This window comes from Burkholderia ubonensis (genome assembly GCF_001718695.1).
Taxonomy (GTDB): Bacteria; Pseudomonadota; Gammaproteobacteria; order Burkholderiales; family Burkholderiaceae; genus Burkholderia; species Burkholderia ubonensis_B.
Genome location: NZ_CP013422.1, coordinates 378,745 through 395,529, shown reverse-complemented (window position 1 = coordinate 395,529; position 16,785 = coordinate 378,745). Strand labels below are relative to the sequence as shown.

Here is a 16,785-nt window from a genome sequence, read left to right as displayed (position 1 = left end):
CCGTGGACGAACGCTACGACTACATCGTCATCGGTTCCGGCTCGGCGGGCAGCATCGTCGCCGGGCGGCTCGCCGACAACCCGTCGATCAAGGTGCTCCTGCTCGAGGCCGGGCCGCTCGCGTCGCATTTCCCGCCGATCCGCGACCCGAACCAGATCAACTGCCTGTACCGCATCGGCGCGATTCACTGGGGTTACAAAAGCGTGCCGCAGACGCGCATGAACGATCGCGTGATGGACGTCTGGCGGGCGAAGGTGACGGGCGGCTGCACCGCGCACAACGACATGGTCTACGTGCGCGGCGCGCCTGCCGACTTCGATCAGTGGGCGAGCCGGTACGGCTGCGACGGCTGGCGCTACCAGGACGTCGCGCCGCACTTCGAGCAGGTCGAACGCATGCTGCAACCGACCACCACGACGCGCAACGCGTTCGGCGAGGCGTTCGTGAGCGCGAGCGAGCAGCTCGGCCACCGCTACAACCCGAACTACAACGACGGGCGGCCGATGGCCGGCGTGTCGCCGCTACGCTCGACCATCGACACGCGCTTCCAGCGCGTGACGAGCTACCAGCGCTACGTCGAGCCGCTGCTCGCGCGGCAGTCGAATCTGACGCTCGCCGCCGAATCGCTCGTCGAACGGATCGAGTTCAACGGCACGCGGCGCGCGGCCGCGGTGCACTACGTCCGCGGCGGCGCGCGCGTACGTGCGATCGCCGACCGGGAAATCCTGCTGTGCGCGGGCGCGATCAACTCGCCGCAGATCCTGATGCGCTCGGGCGTCGGCGACGCCGCGCAATTGCGGCAACTCGGCATCCCCGTGCAGATGGACCTGCCGGGCGTGGGCGCCAACCTGATGGACGCGTTGATCTTCCAGGGCATCTGGACGTCGCGGCAGCCGATCCTCGACCAGCCCGTCAACGAGGGCTACGCGATCGTCTGGGCGAACGCGAATGCCGACGGCCAGCCGGCCAATGCAGCCGAGATGATGCGCGGACGCTATACGTGCGGCCAGTCCGAGGAGGAACTGCGCAGTTTCTATTCGGTGACGGGCGACATGATGCGGCTACAAAGCCGGGGCCGCGTCGCGCTGCGCTCGGCCGATCCGACCGCCGCGCCGCTGATCGACATGAACTTCCTGTCGGCGCCGGGCGACTTCGAGCAATGCGTGCAGGGCTTCGAGCTGATGCGCTCGCTCGGCAACGCGCCCGGGCTGTCGGCCTGGCGCGGCGAGGAGCAGACGCCCGGCCCGTCGGTGCGCACGCCCGCCGAGATCCGCAACTGGATCCTGAGCAATGCGGGCTCGCTCAGCCATCCGGTCGGCACGTGCAGGATGGGCACCGGCAACGATGCTGTGGTCGATCCGCAGTTGCGCGTTCACGGGGTCGAGGCGCTGCGGGTCATCGATGTGTCGATCATGCCGCGCATCACGTCCGGGCATACGCAGGGGCCGGCGTTGATGATCGGGGAGAAAGGGGCTGCGTTGGTGTTGGGGGGTGGGTGATGGCGTGCGTGGATCGATACGCATGCGTTTGCGCGGGTTATGGTTCTTGGAATGTGCCGCGTCAAGAAAATATCCGCTTAGCTTGTTTTCGAGGCTGGACGTATCGAAGCCAACGCTGTTTGTGGCAACGACCGGAGCGCGTCAAGTGCGTCAATGAAGTCTGATCATCCTTGGTAATCCTCAAACTCCCACGCGGAAATGGATCATTCACGTATCGGCTTTAGCCACAGCCCTGTGAGTTGTTCATTTGTCAGTGACGCACCTGCGTTGGCTGCGAATTCCACGATGACATCTGCCGTATCACCGACGCCGGTATATAACCACCCAGACTCGCGGTGGAAATGTGTCTGCCATTCCGTGCCTCCAGGTAAGTCGACCGCAGCTCCGGGCACGAGAACGGAAATATCCGCGAGGAACAATCGGCCTGGACAAGTATTTGGAGGGACCATAACTCGATCTGTCCATCGCGTGTGTGGAAACAAGCCCCACGGAAATAGTATTTCGCCGGTTTCTACGGATACCTCCAATTGAAGCGTACCAATCGAAATAGATCCAGTTCGGGAGCCCGAACTCGGCTGTTTAATTCATTTTCCCTCGGAACGAAGTCGAACGAGTACTCAGCTTGGCAGTACACCAGCTGCCCGGCGAGTACGGGGCCAGATTTCCATGTAAATCTCATTTCGGGCCGCTTTTAAAAAGGAAATGGATAACCGTCTTGGCACTTGGATTCACAACAATTCATATGTGCCTGCCGTACCGTTCATAGTTCCTGGTGAATCCCAGAGGGGTGCCCCGGCACTCCGCCTGGGTCAGGGACTGGCGTAGTCGAGTCCATAATGCTCTGCATCAGAAGCCGCGCATCCCCGTAGAGACGAACCGATGTCCCGCCGCCGCTCACCTCACCAACGCGATTCTGCACCGTTTTCGACCACCGCAATCTGTTGGAGGGCAAGGTCCGAATAACTTGAGATCGACGTCGGCGCAAGCGAGCCGAACAAACCGACTACAATCCCCCCATCCCCGCCGCTGCGCCAACCCTGCCGGAGCCGCCATGTTCGACCTGACCACGCTGACCACCTTCACCGCCGTCGTCCTGGGTCTGTTCCTGATCCCCGGCCCCGCCGTACTGCTCGTCCTCAGCCGCACCGTACAGGGCGGCCGCAAGACCGGCATCCTGACCGGCCTCGGCGTCGCCAGCGGCGACTTCGTGCATACGCTGTTCGCGGCCGTCGGTTTGTCGGCGCTGCTGATGACGTCCGCGCTCGCGTTCAACGTCGTGAAGTGGGTCGGCGCCGCCTACCTGATCTACCTCGGCGTGCGTGCGCTGATCGAGAAGCCGTCCGACCCGTCGCTGCCGAAGCTGTCGCCCGTCACGCCGCTGAAGGCGTATCTGCAGGCCATCCCCGCCGAAGTGCTGAACCCGAAAACCGCACTGTTCTTCCTCGCGTTCATGCCGCAGTTCGTGCATCCGGAACGCGGCTCGACGTTCGTGCAATTCGCCGTGCTCGGCCTGATCTTCGTCGCGCTCAGTTCGCTGTACACGACGCTGATCGCCTGCTCGGTCCGTCCGCTCGGCCGGCTCGTGAAGCGGCTCGCGTGGCTGACGCGTTGGCAAGGCAAGATCATCGGCTCGATCTTCATCGCGCTCGGCCTGCGCGTCGCGGCTCAGCAGCGTTGACGCATGCGCTCCGCATGATGTCCGACACGGCACCCGCCCGCGAAATCCTCTACACCGACCCGCGCCTCGTCGCGGTCTACGACCTGTTCAACGCGGGCGATCACGACTTCGCGTTCTGCGCATCGCGCATCGGCACCGTTCAGCAGCGCATCCTCGATCTCGGCTGCGGCACCGGCCGGTTCGCACGCCGGCTCGCTGCGGCCGGGCACGACGTCGTCGCGATCGATCCGGCCGCCGCGATGATCGAGCATGCACGGCAGCAACCCGGTGCATCCGCGGTGCGCTGGGCCGTCAGCGATCTCGCCGGCCTGTCGCCCGACGCGCGCTTCGATACGGTCGTGATGACCGGCCACGCATTCCAGTGCCTGCTGACCGACGCCGCGATCGACGCCACGCTGCACGGCGTGCGGCGTCTGCTGAACGAGGGCGGACGCTTCATGTTCGAGACACGCAATCCACGTGTCGAACCGTGGCGCAGATGGGTACCGTCCGCGCCCGCATCGCACGTCGAATCGCCCGATTTCGGCCGCGTCGAACTGCATCGCGCGGTCACCGCAATCGACGGCCCGGTCGTGTCGTTCGACACATACTACCGTTTCTGCCGCGACGATATACAGCTGCAAAATACGAGCCGATTGCGCTTCATCGCCCAACCCGATCTGCAAGCACGCGTGACGGCAGCCGGCTTCTCGGCGACGCAATGGTGCGGCGACTGGCAAGGCGCGCCATTCGACGACGCGACGAGCGCCGAGATCATCGCGATCTGCCGCGCGTGAGCGCACGGATTCGCACCGCCCACCACGACATCCCGCTGCGCAGCATTCGCTGAAAACGCACGCGATGCGCCGGCGCACCATAAGCAACAAACGATTCGTTCTAAAGCCCGCAGCGCCCGTGCTCCTATAATCGCCGGACCATCACAACAACAGACGGAGCACACCATGACCGACAGGGCCTCTTCCAGCTGGCGTCTCGAAACCATCGCCGTCCACGGCGGCTATCGTCCCGACCCGACCACGCGCGCGGTCGCGGTGCCGATCTACCAGACCGTCGCATATGCATTCGACGACACGCAGCACGGCGCGGACCTGTTCGACCTGAAGGTGCAGGGCAACATCTACACGCGGATCATGAACCCGACGACGGACGTGCTCGAGCAGCGCATCGCGGCGCTCGAGGGCGGCGTCGGCGCGCTGGCGCTCGCGTCGGGGCAGGCGGCCGTCACCTATTCGATCCAGACGATCGCCGAAGCCGGCGACAACATCGTGTCCGCCAGCACGCTGTACGGCGGCACCTACAACCTGTTCGCGCACACGCTGCCGCAATACGGCATCGCCACGCGCTTCGCCGATCCGCGCGACCCCGCATCGTTCGACGCGCTGATCGACGCGCGCACGAAGGCGATCTTCGCGGAATCGGTCGGCAACCCGCTCGGCAACGTCACCGACATCGCCGCGCTCGCGGAGATCGCGCATCGTCACGGGATCCCGCTGATCGTCGACAACACGGTGCCGTCGCCGTACCTGCTGCGGCCGTTCGAGCACGGCGCGGACATCGTCGTGCATTCGCTGACGAAATATCTCGGCGGGCACGGCACGAGCCTCGGCGGCGCGATCGTCGATTCGGGCAAGTTCCCGTGGGCGGAGCATGCGGACCGCTTCAAGCGCCTGAACGAGCCCGACGTCAGCTATCACGGCGTCGTCTATACGGAAGCGTTCGGTCAGGCCGCGTATATCGGCCGCGCGCGCGTCGTACCGCTGCGCAACATGGGCGCGGCGATCTCGCCGTTCAACGCATTCCAGATCCTGCAGGGCATCGAAACGCTTGCACTGCGCATCGAGCGCATCAGCGACAACACGCTGAAGATCGCGCAGCATCTCGCGCGCCACGAGAACGTCGAATGGGTGAGCTACGCGGGACTGCCCGACCACCCCGACCATCCGCTCGTCGCGCGCTATCTGTCGGGGCGCGGGCCGGGGCTCCTGACGTTCGGGGTGAAAGGCGGCCGCGCGGGCGGCGCGAAGTTCCAGGACGCGCTGAAGCTGTTCACGCGGCTCGTCAACATCGGCGACACGAAGTCGCTCGCGACGCATCCGGCATCGACCACGCATCGGCAGCTCTCGCCGGCCGAACTCGCGAAGGCCGGCGTGAAGGAAGAAACGGTGCGGCTGTCGATCGGCATCGAGCATATCGACGACCTGATCGCCGATCTCGATCAGGCGCTCGCGCAGCTTTGACGCGAAGCGGGCGTGCCGACACGCCCGCTTCGAACGTCTGCCCTCGAGGCGGCTTCAAGACGTTCACCCCCCGGCCGATGTCGGGGCGACGCCCGGCACGAAACCGTCGTACGCCGCAGCGCCTGCTGCGACGTCGCGGCCGTCGGATACGTGTCGACAATGTGCGTGGCGTTGACTGGGGCCGCGCCCTGGTTGCGCAATGCACGCCGCCAGTTCGATCGCATCTTCGCGCGACTGGCGGCTGCCGTGGTCGGCCAGCACGTTCAGCGCGCTCACTTCGTCGCACGGGGTCAGTCGTAGTTGCTCGTTCAATTTGCGCGATTGATGCGATGCGGTACCGACCTCGCTGCTCTCCGACGAGCTCACCTCCCGCCCTGCACCTGGTATCGGCATGGCGGCGTTTCGCATCGCGCAGAAGCGCATCGCCGCGCATTCTCCGGCACGCGCCCGGCTTGCTCATCATCAACATTTCGTTGCTCGTCGCAAACGGCACATGGGGCAATCACCGCAACCGAACAAACAAGCTCCAATTGCCGCTGATCAGACAATTAGTCTGACGCCTTGACAGTCGATTTTCTTATCGACCCATTCAACTTTTTCCAGTCCGATGAAATTGTTGCCACGCCTGTTTCGATCGGCAATTTAGGGCTCGCAAACATTTGCGCCGACGCAGAATCGACATTCCACGCCGCGTCCCATGACGGCGACGCGTTGTTCATCGAAGTGTTCGTCAGCACGCGCCACGAGCGGCGGCCGAAGACCTGCCTAACAGCCTGAACGTGGAAGCCGATAATCCGGCGCAAACGTTTTTACCAACGAATCTGTTTCATGAAAATCGGCACCAGCGGTATATAACCCCATGTGCCGCACGGCCGCGCCATTCGATTTTCCTGCCATCCGCTCGAGCAGTTACGTCGCGAGCCGGCGGCCCTGCCGGAACCTTGAAAACACGCCGTTTGAATCAGGGGATAAACCCTGCCTTCAGAAACACAGGGCGGCGCCGTAAACACGACGAGCAAGACACTCAAGCCGTTCGACGCGGCCGTTGAATTCACAACCAACCCGACCGTCATGATCGGCGTGTCGCGCAGCAACATGCCCGTCAACGTCCGCAATCCGTACCTCGGTCTGTCATTCATTATCGCGCTGGAAGGCAGCTTCCCGTCGCGCGGCTGATCGCGACCGGGCTTCAATCATCAGGCGGGGCCGGTGCGGCCCCGCAGCCGGCCGCACGGCATCTGGCAGGTAGCAGCAGGGAGAGCATCGTCATGAAGATCATCAAGCAGTGGTTCGCGCGCCAGAAGCAAAACGCCAGCCAGCCCGGCCCGCGCATCGCGGCCTCGCCCCTGTTGCTCGCCCTCGAGCCGCGTGTCGTCTACGACGCATCGGTGGCCGCCGTGGCCGCCCAGCCGCATGCCCACGAGCACGCGCCAGCGGAAGTCATCCATCGCACCGAGGCGCATATCTACACGCCCGCGGTCGGCACATCGAATAATGCCGCTCCCAACGCACCGGCGGACAAGCCGCAGAGCAGCGACCCGATCTCGCCGTTCGCGCAGAACCGCCAGCAGGCACCATCGACGCAACGGGAAGCGCAACATGCCGCCACGACCGACGGCAGCGCCGCGATGTCGGCCGCGCAGACCGAGGTCGTGTTCATCGACCCGAGCGTCGCGAACTACCAGGTCCTGATCGCCGGTCTGCCCGCCGGTACGCAGTACGTGGTGCTCGACGCGAAAACCGACGGCCTCGCGCAGATCGCGCAATACCTGCAGGCCCATCGCGGCGTGGAGTCGATCAGCCTGCTCTCGCACGGCAGCGACGGCGCGATCCAGGTCGGCTCCACCTGGCTCACCAACGGCGATCTGTCCGGCTACAGCACGCAGCTCGCACAGATCGGCGCGGCGATGCACGCCGGCGGCGACTTCCTGATCTACGGCTGCGACGTGGCCCAACAGGCCGACGGTCAGGCACTGGTACAGAAGATCGCCGGCATCACCCACCTGAACGTGGCCGCCTCGATCGACGCGACCGGCTCGGCCGCGCTCGGCGGCAACTGGACGCTCGAATACCAGGTCGGCAACGTCCACACCGCGCTGAACGAATCGGCCAGCGCCCAGGCGCAGTTCAACGAACTGCTCGGCGTGACGACGGAAACCTACGACAGCGCGGCCGCCGACAACTTCGCGGCGATCGGCCTGTCCCAGTTCACGCTCGACGGCCTCGTCTACACGTTCGACCAGCCCGGCAACACCTACGCCTACAACGCGTCGAACTCGCCGTTCCCGAGCGACATCTCCGTGTCGCCCACCGACGGCGTCCTGGACATCAACGCCGACGGCGCCTCGACGATGAGCAACGTCACCATCTCGCTCGCCAACGGCCACCAGTTCAGCCTGCAGAGCTTCGACCTCAGCTCGTTCAACGGCGACCTGTACATCCAGGCCACCTACGCCAACGGCTCGAAGAGCGCGCTGGTCCAGCTCGCCACGGCCGCGGTGGGCGGCTTCACCGGCACCGTGTCGAGCCAGATACAGCTCGGCAGCGCCTTCAACAACATCGTCTCGTTCTCGCTGATCGACCAGAACGACTCGGGCAGCTTCGAGCCCACGCTCAACAACCTCGCCTATACCGACAACGGCCCGTCGGTGACCACCAGCAGCGGCAGCGCGTCGTGGAGTTCGAGCGACAACGGCGTGGGCGGCACCGCTGTGGCGGTGGACCCCGGCATCACGATCTCCGACCCCAGTTCGGCCTCGGCAAGCACCGCCACGGTCCGCATCACCAACGTGCAGAGCGGCGACCAGTTGTCGTTCGTCGCGCAAAACGGCATCACCGGCAGCTACAACAGCGCCACCGGCGTCCTGACGCTGACCGGCAGCGGGTCGCCCAGCCTCGCCAGCTGGCAGGCCGCGCTGCAGTCGATCACGTTCTTCAGCACGCAGGCCTCGCCCAACCTGTCCACCACCACCCGCACGGTGTCGTTCGCGTTCAACGACGGCACCGAGGCGAGCAACGTGGCCACGCGCACCATCACCGTCACCTCCGTCGACCAGACGCCGCTCGTGACCGAGGGCGGCGCCACCAGCACCAGCTACTTCGCCGGCTCGGCCGCGGTCGCGGTCGACGCCAACGTGCACGTCAGCGACGCCGACACGCCGACGCTGACCTCGGGCGCCGTCACGATCGCAAGCGGCTACGCGACCGGCGACACGCTCGCGTTCAACAACTCGAACGTGACGCTGTATGGCAACATCATCGGCAGCTACAATGCGACCACGCACGCGCTCACGCTGACGTCGGCCGGCGGCACCGCCACCGTCGCGCAATGGCAGAACGCTTTCGACGCCGTCACGTTCGCGAGCGCGACGGGCACGACGGGCGGCACGCGCGACATCACGTTCGCCGTCGGCGACGGCACCAAGACCAGCGCGCTGCTGCATCACAGCATGGTGGTCACGGCCGGCCCGACGGTCAGCACCGACAGCGGCTCGGCGCAGTTCGTGAGCGGCGACAACACCACCTCGACGCCGGTGGCGGTCGACCCGGGCATTCTGCTCACCGACGGCAGCAGCACGACGCTGGTCAGCGCGACCGTCGCGATCACAGGCAACTTCCAGGGCAATCACGACCAGCTGCTGTTCACCGCCAATCCGGCGACGATGGGCAACATCAGCGGCGCGTACGACGGCAGCACGGGCGTGCTGACGCTGACCGCGGCCGGCGGCGCGTCGCTGCTGCAGTGGCAGAACGCGCTTGCCTCGATCCAGTTCACGAACGACCTGGTGGTGCCTTCGTCCAGCACACGCACGGTCAGCTTCCAGATCAACGACGGCACGCTGACCAGCTCGACGGCCACGCGCAACGTGACCGTGACGGCCACCGACCAGACGCCGGTGATCGGCGCCGGCGGCAACACCGTCTCGTTCGTGGCCGGCGACAACACCGCCTCGACGGCGGTCGCCGTCAACGACGCCATCACCGTCGGCGATCTGGACGGCGGCCCGCTCCAGCAGGCCGTGGTCACCATCACCGGCCATTACGAGGCGACCGACGTGCTCGCCTTCAACAACAACAGCACCGCGCTGTACGGCAACATCTCGGCCGTGTACGCGAACGGCACGCTGACGCTGACCTCGTCGGGCAACCAGGCCACGCTCGCACAGTGGCAGAACGCGCTGCGGGCCGTCACCTACGACTCGACGGCCATTACGCCGGGCGCCCTCGCGCGCACCGTCAGCTTCGCGATCAGCGACGGCACCAAGACCAGCACCGCGGCCACCTCCACCGTGACCGTCGCCGATACCGACCAGACACCGGTGATCGGCGGCTCGTCTGGGAGCCTCACGTTCACGCAGGGCGACAACGTGCCCAGCACGCCGGTCGTGATCGATTCGGGCATCACGGTGTCCGATCGCGACAACGCCACGCTGACCCAGGCCAACGTCGTGATCGCGAGCGGTTACGACGCGAACGGCGATACGCTGCTGTTCACCAACGACGGCTCGACGATGGGCAACATCACGGGCGCGTACTCGAACGGCGTGCTGGCCCTCAGCTCGGCGGGCGGCACCGCCACGCTCGCGCAATGGCAGGCCGCGCTGCGCTCGGTCCGCTTTACCGATTCGGCCGCCACGCCGGACGGCACGCAGCGCGTCATCAACTTCGTGATCACGGACGGCTCGAAGGTCAGCACCAACTTCCAGCGCACGATCAACGTCGTTCCGACCGACCAGTCGCCGATCGTCACCGACAGCGGCGGCACCACCACCTTCGTTTCGGGCGACAACGCGCCCTCCGCCCCGGTCGTGGTGGACGCCGGCTTGACGCTGACCGACTCCGACTCGGCGACCATGGCGTCGGCCACCGTGGCGATCACCGGCAACTTCCACAGCGGCGAAGACGTGCTCGCGCTCGGCAACGGCGCGTTCGGCGACATCCAGGCGCATTTCGACGCCGGCACCGGCACGCTCACGCTGACCTCGGCAGGCGGCTCGACCGCCGCCCAGTGGCAGGCCGCGCTGCGCTCGGTCACCTACACCGACACGGCCGTGGTGCCGCAGACCGCGAGTCGCACCATCAGCTTCAGCGTCAACGACGGCACCAAGTCCAGCGTCGGCTCGAGCAAGGTGATCGTGGTACAGGCGACCCATCAGACGCCGCTGGTCGGCGCCTCGGGCAACAGCGTCGACTACCTGACCGGCCAGGCCGCCACCGCGATCGACAGCGGCATCACGCTGACCGACCGGAACGTGAGCGGCTCGACGCTGGTACCGATGTCGATCACGGTACAGATCACCGCGGGTCTGCAAAGCGGCGACACGCTCGGCATCAGCGTGCCGCCTTCGACGCTGACCAACGGCATGAACGTCAACTACGACGCGGCCAGCGGCACGCTGACGATCAGCTCGACCGGCGGCACCGTCGCGCAATGGCAGACGGTGCTCGACAGCCTGCAGTTCTCGACCGGCGCCAACGCCGCGCTCGGCACGCGCACCGTCAGCGTCGTCGTCAACGACGGCGTGAAGACCAGCTCGCCGCTCGACTACAGCGTCAACGTGATCAGCTCGGCGCCGGCGCTGGGCACCTCCAGCACCGGCAGCGCGAGCTTCGTGGCCGGCGACAACGCCAGCGCCGCGCCGGTGGCGATCGACCCGAACCTGACCGTCGCGGACCCGCTCGGCAACGTAGTCGACGGCGCGGTGATCGCGATCACGGGCAACCTGTATAGCGGCGAGGACCGGCTGTCGTTCAGCAACGACGGCCTGACGATGGGCAACATCACCGGCAGCTACGATACGTCGACCGGCATGCTGACGCTGACCTCGGCGAACGGCTCGGCCACGCTCGCCCAATGGCAGGCCGCGCTGCGCTCGGTGGCCTATAGCGACACGCAGGTCACGCCGAACGACGCGACGCGCACCGTCAGCTTTTCGCTGAGCGCCGGCTCGCAGTTCAGCAACGTGCTGACGCGCACCATCGTCGTCACGCCGACCGAGCAGACCCCGCTGCTGTCCACCAGCAGCACCGGCAGCGCCGCGTTCGTGGCCGCCGACAACGCGGCATCCACGCCGGTCGCGATCGACACCGGCATCGCGGTGACCGACCTCGACAATGCGACGCTGGCCGCGGCCACCGTGCAGATCGGCGCGGGCTTCCACGCCGGGCAGGACGTGCTCGCGTTCACCAACGACCGCGCCACGATGGGCAACATCACCGCCGCCTACGACGCCGCGCACGGCACGCTCACGCTCGTCTCGGCGGGCGGCACCGCCACGCTCGCGCAATGGCAGGCCGCGCTGCGCTCGGTCACCTACACCGACACGGCCGTCACGCCCGACACGGCCACCCGCACCATCGGCTTCGCGGTCAGCGACGGCACCAAGACCAGCGTCGCCATCACGCGCGACGTGACCGTCGCCACCACCGACCAGACGCCGACGCTCTCCACCACCAGCAGCGGCCCGGCCGCGTTCGTGGCGGGCGACAACACCGCATCCGTACCGGTGACGATCGACGGCGGCCTCACGCTGAGCGACCTCGACAATGCGACGCTGGCCTCGGCCACGGTGCAGATCGGCGCGGGCTTCCATGCGGGCGAGGACGTGCTCGCGTTCAGCAACGACGGCACGATGGGCAACATCACGGCGAGCTTCGACGCCGCGCACGGCACGCTCACCCTCGTCTCCGCGGGCGGCACCGCCACGCTCGCGCAATGGCAGGCCGCGCTGCGCTCGGTCACCTACACCGACACGGCCGTCACGCCCGACGCGACCACCCGCAGCATCGGCTTCAGCATCAACGACGGCGTGAGGACCAGCGCCGCCTACTCGCGCGACGTGAGCGTGGCCGCCACCGACCAGACGCCGCTCGTGGGCTCGACCGCCAGCGGCAGCACTGCGTTCGTGTCGGCAGACAACGCGCCGTCCCAGCCGGTCACGGTGGATTCGGGCATCACGCTGTCGGACCGCGACAACGCGACGCTGGCCTCGGCCACCGTGCAGATCGGCGCGGGCTTCCACGCCGGGCAGGACGTGCTCGCGTTCACCAACGACCGCGCCACGATGGGCAACATCACCGCCGCCTACGACGCCGCGCACGGCACGCTCACGCTCGTCTCGTCGGGCGGCACCGCCACGCTAGCGCAATGGCAGGCCGCGCTGCGCTCGGTCACCTACACCGACACGGCCGTCACGCCCGACACGGCCACGCGCACCATCGGCTTCGCGGTCAGCGACGGCGCCAAGACCAGCGTCGCCATCACGCGCGACGTGACCGTCGCCACCACCGACCAGACGCCGACGCTCTCCACCACCAGCAGCGGCCCGGCCGCGTTCGTGGCGGGCGACAACGCCGCATCCGTACCGGTGACGATCGACGGCAGCCTCACGCTGAGCGACCTCGACAACGCCACGCTGGCCTCGGCCACCGTGCAGATCGGCGCGGGCTTCCACGCCGGCGAGGACGTGCTCGCGTTCAGCAACGACGGCACGATGGGCAACATCACGGCGAGCTTCGACGCCGCGCACGGCACGCTCACCCTCGTCTCCGCGGGCGGCACCGCCACGCTCGCGCAATGGCAGGCCGCGCTGCGCTCGGTCACCTACACCGACACGGCCGTCACGCCCGACACGACCACCCGCAGCATCGGCTTCACCATCAACGACGGCGTCAAGACGAGCGCCGCGCTGGAGCGCAGCGTGTCGGTCACGGCGACGCACCAGACGCCACTGCTCGGCGTGGACGGCACGCAACTGAGCTATACGGCGGGCGGCCGCGTCACCGTCCCGGTGTCGGTCGGCGCCGGCATCACGCTGACCGATCTGAACGCCACGGCGCCCACCACCGCCACGATCGCCTTCAGCGGCGCCTTCGACGCCCAGCACGACGTGCTGAGCTTCGCGGCAGGCGCGGCCACCGGCGACATCGCCGCGAGCTTCGACGCCGCGCACGGCACGCTCACGCTGCACTCGGCCAGCGGCAACGCCACCTTGGCGCAATGGCAGGCCGCGCTCACCGCGGTCGGCTATCTCCATACGCAGGCCGAGCACACCGGCAGCACGCGCACGCTGGTGTTCACGGTCGGCGACGGCGTCAAGACCAGCGCGCCGCTCACGCGCACGCTGACCATCGTCGGCACGGCGCAGCCGGTCGGCACGCCGATCCTGCCGCAATGGGTGCTGCCGCACGACCAGAACGGTCAACCCGACCGCGAGCAAACCGGCGCCATGCCGATCGGCCTGCCGCACGCCGCGCCGCTGCTCGCCGACGACAGCCTCGGCCAGTCCGACGGGGTATCGAGTCCGCTGATCGTGCTCGATGCATTCGGCGCGACCAGCCAGCGGGACGTCGGTTCGATCGGCACGCGCGACACCTTCACCTTCGCGAGCCACGGTGCGCGCGAGCGTTCGCTCGGCGACACGCACGTGCGGCCGCTCGATTCGCTGGTACCGGCCGGGATCGAAGGCGCGACGCCGGCTGCTCATCCGCTGGCGCCGATCGACGTGCATCCGCTGCATCGTGCCGGCCAGGATTTCGCGGTGAACGTGCGGACGCTGGTGCAGACGCCCGCCACCCGCGACGCGCAGGCGCCGGGCGCCGACGACGCGGCCGTCACCGCCGTCACGCTCGCCAACGGCGCACCGCTGCCGGCGTGGCTGCACTACGACGCGCAATCGGGCGTACTCAGCGGCAAGCCGCCCGCCGGCGTGCACGACGTTCGGGTCACGCTCGTGCAGCGCGATGCCGCCGGCAACCTCGTGCGCCGCGAGGTGACGATGCGCTTCGACGCCCACGGCAACGCCGCCGGCAAGCCCGCCGAACACGGCAAGGGCAACGGCCACGCCGTCGCGCCGCACGCGCAGGCCGCGCCCCTCGCCAAGCCCTCGCTCGCCGCCCAGTTCGCCAATGCGCTGGCCACCCTGCACGTCACCGGGGAGCGCCGCTCATGACCTTCGCTTTCGCCCGTTCATTCGCCCATTTTTCCAAGAGACCCCTCGACTTGAAAAACAAGACGCTCCGGGGACGCGCACCGCGTCCCGCATTGCTCGCGGCCGCCGTGGCCGTCGTCTGGCTGTCCGGCTGCGCCATCAAGCCGGTACCGTTCACGGATGCCGAGCGCGCCGCCACCGCCCACACCGACCGCACGGCGATGTTCGCCGACCAGCAGCCGGTGACCGGTCCGATCACGCTCGACGAGGCCATGGCGCGCGCCGTGCGCTACAACCTCGACCATCGCCTGAAGATGATGGAAGAGGCGCTCGCCCAGCGCCAGCTCGACCTGTCGAACTTCGACCTGCTGCCCAAGCTGACGGCCGCAGCCGGTTACGCCAACCGCAACCACGAGCTCGCTTCGTCGTCGGAAGGTCTCTACACGCACGACCAGTCGCTGATTCCGTCGTACTCCACCGACAAGAACAGCCGCACCGCCGACCTGAACCTGTCCTGGAACATCCTCGACTTCGGCGTGAGCTACTTCGAGGCCAAGGAACAGTCCGACCGCGTGCTGGTGCTCGAGCAGCGCCGCCGCAAGGTCGTGCAGCTGATGATGCAGCAGGTGCGCGAGGCCTACTGGCAAGCGGTGGGCGCGCAGCGCCTGCGCGATCGCATCGAGCCGCTGCTGACCCAGGCGCGGTCGGCGCTCGACGATTCGCGCCGCACCCAGGCGCAGGGCCTGCGCTCGCCGCTCGACACGCTGAACTACCAGCGCTCGCTGCTCGATCTGATGCGCCAGCTCGAGGCCGTGCGCGACCAGCTCGAGGAAGCCAAGCCGCGCCTCGCCTCGCTGATGAATCTCGAGCCGGGCAAGGACTTCACGCTGGCCGCGAGCAGCGACTTCAAGGTGCCGGCCTTCGACATGGCCATGCCGAAGATGGAAGACATGGCGCTGCAACGCCGCCCCGAGCTGGTGGAAGCGAGCTACAACGAGCGCATCAGCGTGAACGAGACGCACAAGGCGATGGCCAAGCTGCTGCCCGGCATCGAGTTCAGCCTCGGCGCGCACTTCGACAGCAACAGCTTCCTCGTGTACAACGCCTGGCGCACGGCCGGCATCAGCGTGAGCTGGAACCTGCTGAACCTGCTGAACGCGCGCAACATCCGCGGCACGGCGCAGGCGCAGCTCGACGTGGCCAAGATGCAGCGCATGGCGCTGAGCATGGCGGTGCTCACGCAGGTGCACGTGGCGCGCAGCGAGCTCGCGGCGAAGACGCGCCAGTTCGACCTGTTCAAGCAGATGAACGACGTGGACGGCCAGATCCTGCGGCATACGCACAACGCCACGGAAGCGAACGCGCAGGGCAAGCTCGAGGAAATCCGCAACGCCACGCAGGCGATGATGTCGGAGCTGCGCCTGTACCAGAGCTACGGCGAACTCGAAAGCGCCTATGGCCAGATGCTCGCCACGCTGGGCCTCGACCCGATGAGCGACAAGCCCACCGGCTACGACCTCGCCGCGATTCGCAGCGCGATCACCGCCTCGCAGCAGCGCTGGGACGCGCTCGCCAAGGGCGGCGACCCGGCCGCCGTGGCCCCCGCCCAACCCGGCCCGACGCTGGCCGCGGCCGCCTCGCGCGATGCAGGAGCTGTGCAGAAATGAAGCCGTTCAAGCACTACCGGGCAGCCGGCGCGATCGCGCTGCTCGTCGCCTCGCGCCTGGTCCTGGCGGCGCCCCCGGCGCCGCCGCCGGGCGCGCCGGCCGTCGACAATCCCGATTCGAGGATCCGCATCCAGCTCGTGTCGCGCGATCAGGTGGACATCTCGAGCGAAGTGGCGGCCAAGATCGCCTCCCTGCCGTTCCGCGACGGCGATTCGTTCCGCGCCGGGCAGACGCTCGTCACGCTCGACTGCTCGCTGTACAACGCGCAGCTGCGCAAGGCGCAGGCCGACGCGGACGGCGCGCGCGACCTGCTCGACACCAACCGCAAGCTCCTCGCGCTGCATTCGATCGGCGCGCTCGAGGTGCAGCAGGCGCAGGCCAAGCAGAAGGCCAGCGCGGCCGAGGTGGCCTATATGTCGGCCACCGTCCGCAAGTGCGCGATCGCCGCGCCGTTCGACGGCCGCGTGTCCAAGCGCAGCGCCTCGCCGCAGCAGTTCGCCGAACCGGGCAAGCCGCTGCTCACCGTGGTGGACACCAGCCACCTCGAGCTGAAGATGATCGTGCCGTCGAAATGGCTCGCCTGGCTGCGTCCGGGCCACGCGCTGAGCGTGCAGGTGGACGAAGTCGGCAAGACCTACCCGGCCAAGGTGGCGCGGATCGGCGCGCGCGTCGACCCCGTCACGCAGACGGTGGACGTGACGGCGGCGTTGAATGCCGGCGCGCCCGACCTGCTGCCGGGTATGAGCGGGTGGGCGACTTTCGCGCGGTGATGCA

The 16,785-nt window shown here is 67.5% G+C and carries 10 protein-coding genes; 8 read left to right on the top strand and 2 right to left on the bottom strand.

Annotated features, from left to right (window positions below):
- The first annotated feature begins 2 nt into the window (after positions 1 to 2).
- The 4 genes from WJ35_RS21690 (at position 3) to WJ35_RS21675 (ending at position 5,414) form a co-directional block, all read left to right on the top strand.
- Complete coding sequence (locus tag WJ35_RS21690; protein WP_045578225.1) at positions 3 to 1,499, top strand: GMC family oxidoreductase; 1,497 nt, start codon at positions 3 to 5, stop codon at positions 1,497 to 1,499.
- Positions 1,500 to 2,550: 1,051 nt separating this feature from the next.
- Complete coding sequence (locus tag WJ35_RS21685) at positions 2,551 to 3,177, top strand: LysE family translocator (protein ID WP_059453435.1); 627 nt, start codon at positions 2,551 to 2,553, stop codon at positions 3,175 to 3,177.
- A 14-nt stretch (positions 3,178 to 3,191) separates the two neighbouring features.
- A complete protein-coding gene (locus tag WJ35_RS21680; protein WP_080484444.1) occupies positions 3,192 to 3,953 on the top strand; it encodes a class I SAM-dependent methyltransferase in 762 nt (253 codons plus the stop codon).
- Between the two features lie 165 nt (positions 3,954 to 4,118).
- Entirely contained in the window at positions 4,119 to 5,414 is a 1,296-nt protein-coding gene (locus WJ35_RS21675) for an O-acetylhomoserine aminocarboxypropyltransferase/cysteine synthase family protein (protein ID WP_060235457.1), read from the top strand.
- A gap of 63 nt (positions 5,415 to 5,477) precedes the next feature.
- Here WJ35_RS21675 and WJ35_RS32320 read toward each other — a convergent pair whose 3' ends face one another.
- On the bottom strand, positions 5,478 to 5,837 hold the full coding sequence (locus tag WJ35_RS32320) for a hypothetical protein (protein WP_226103003.1): 360 nt from the start codon (positions 5,835 to 5,837) through the stop codon (positions 5,478 to 5,480).
- A 138-nt stretch (positions 5,838 to 5,975) separates the two neighbouring features.
- On the opposite strand from WJ35_RS32320, the gene WJ35_RS21670 reads away from it, so the two are divergent.
- Positions 5,976 to 6,191 carry a hypothetical protein gene (locus tag WJ35_RS21670; protein ID WP_046429202.1) on the top strand — a complete coding sequence of 72 codons (216 nt, stop codon included), beginning with the start codon at positions 5,976 to 5,978 and terminating at the stop codon, positions 6,189 to 6,191.
- Between the two features lie 32 nt (positions 6,192 to 6,223).
- Here WJ35_RS21670 and WJ35_RS31500 read toward each other — a convergent pair whose 3' ends face one another.
- Positions 6,224 to 6,511, bottom strand: a complete 288-nt coding sequence (locus WJ35_RS31500) for a hypothetical protein (RefSeq protein WP_124260097.1) — start codon at positions 6,509 to 6,511, stop codon at positions 6,224 to 6,226.
- 171 nt (positions 6,512 to 6,682) lie between these two features.
- Between WJ35_RS31500 and WJ35_RS21665 the strand changes: the two genes are divergently transcribed.
- The 3 genes from WJ35_RS21665 to WJ35_RS21655 are packed head-to-tail and all read left to right on the top strand — an operon-like array spanning position 6,683 to position 16,781.
- Positions 6,683 to 14,365, top strand: a complete 7,683-nt coding sequence (locus WJ35_RS21665; protein WP_069239973.1) for a DUF4347 domain-containing protein — start codon at positions 6,683 to 6,685, stop codon at positions 14,363 to 14,365.
- Entirely contained in the window at positions 14,362 to 16,011 is a 1,650-nt protein-coding gene (locus WJ35_RS21660; RefSeq protein WP_069239972.1) for a TolC family protein, read from the top strand. Before WJ35_RS21665 ends, WJ35_RS21660 begins: the two co-directional genes overlap by 4 nt.
- A complete protein-coding gene (locus WJ35_RS21655) occupies positions 16,008 to 16,781 on the top strand; it encodes an efflux RND transporter periplasmic adaptor subunit (RefSeq protein WP_069239971.1) in 774 nt (257 codons plus the stop codon). Before WJ35_RS21660 ends, WJ35_RS21655 begins: the two co-directional genes overlap by 4 nt.
- Positions 16,782 to 16,785: the final 4 nt, after the last annotated feature.

Coding starts and splice junctions, on each gene's coding strand:
- WJ35_RS32320 (WP_226103003.1), bottom strand. CDS start 5,837: ATGCGCTTCTGCGCGATGCGAAACGCCGCCATGCCGATACCAGGTGCA.
- WJ35_RS21685 (WP_059453435.1), top strand. CDS start 2,551: ATGTTCGACCTGACCACGCTGACCACCTTCACCGCCGTCGTCCTGGGT.
- WJ35_RS21655 (WP_069239971.1), top strand. CDS start 16,008: ATGAAGCCGTTCAAGCACTACCGGGCAGCCGGCGCGATCGCGCTGCTC.
- WJ35_RS21665 (WP_069239973.1), top strand. CDS start 6,683: ATGAAGATCATCAAGCAGTGGTTCGCGCGCCAGAAGCAAAACGCCAGC.
- WJ35_RS21680 (WP_080484444.1), top strand. CDS start 3,192: ATGATGTCCGACACGGCACCCGCCCGCGAAATCCTCTACACCGACCCG.
- WJ35_RS21675 (WP_060235457.1), top strand. CDS start 4,119: ATGACCGACAGGGCCTCTTCCAGCTGGCGTCTCGAAACCATCGCCGTC.
- WJ35_RS31500 (WP_124260097.1), bottom strand. CDS start 6,511: ATGTTGCTGCGCGACACGCCGATCATGACGGTCGGGTTGGTTGTGAAT.
- WJ35_RS21660 (WP_069239972.1), top strand. CDS start 14,362: ATGACCTTCGCTTTCGCCCGTTCATTCGCCCATTTTTCCAAGAGACCC.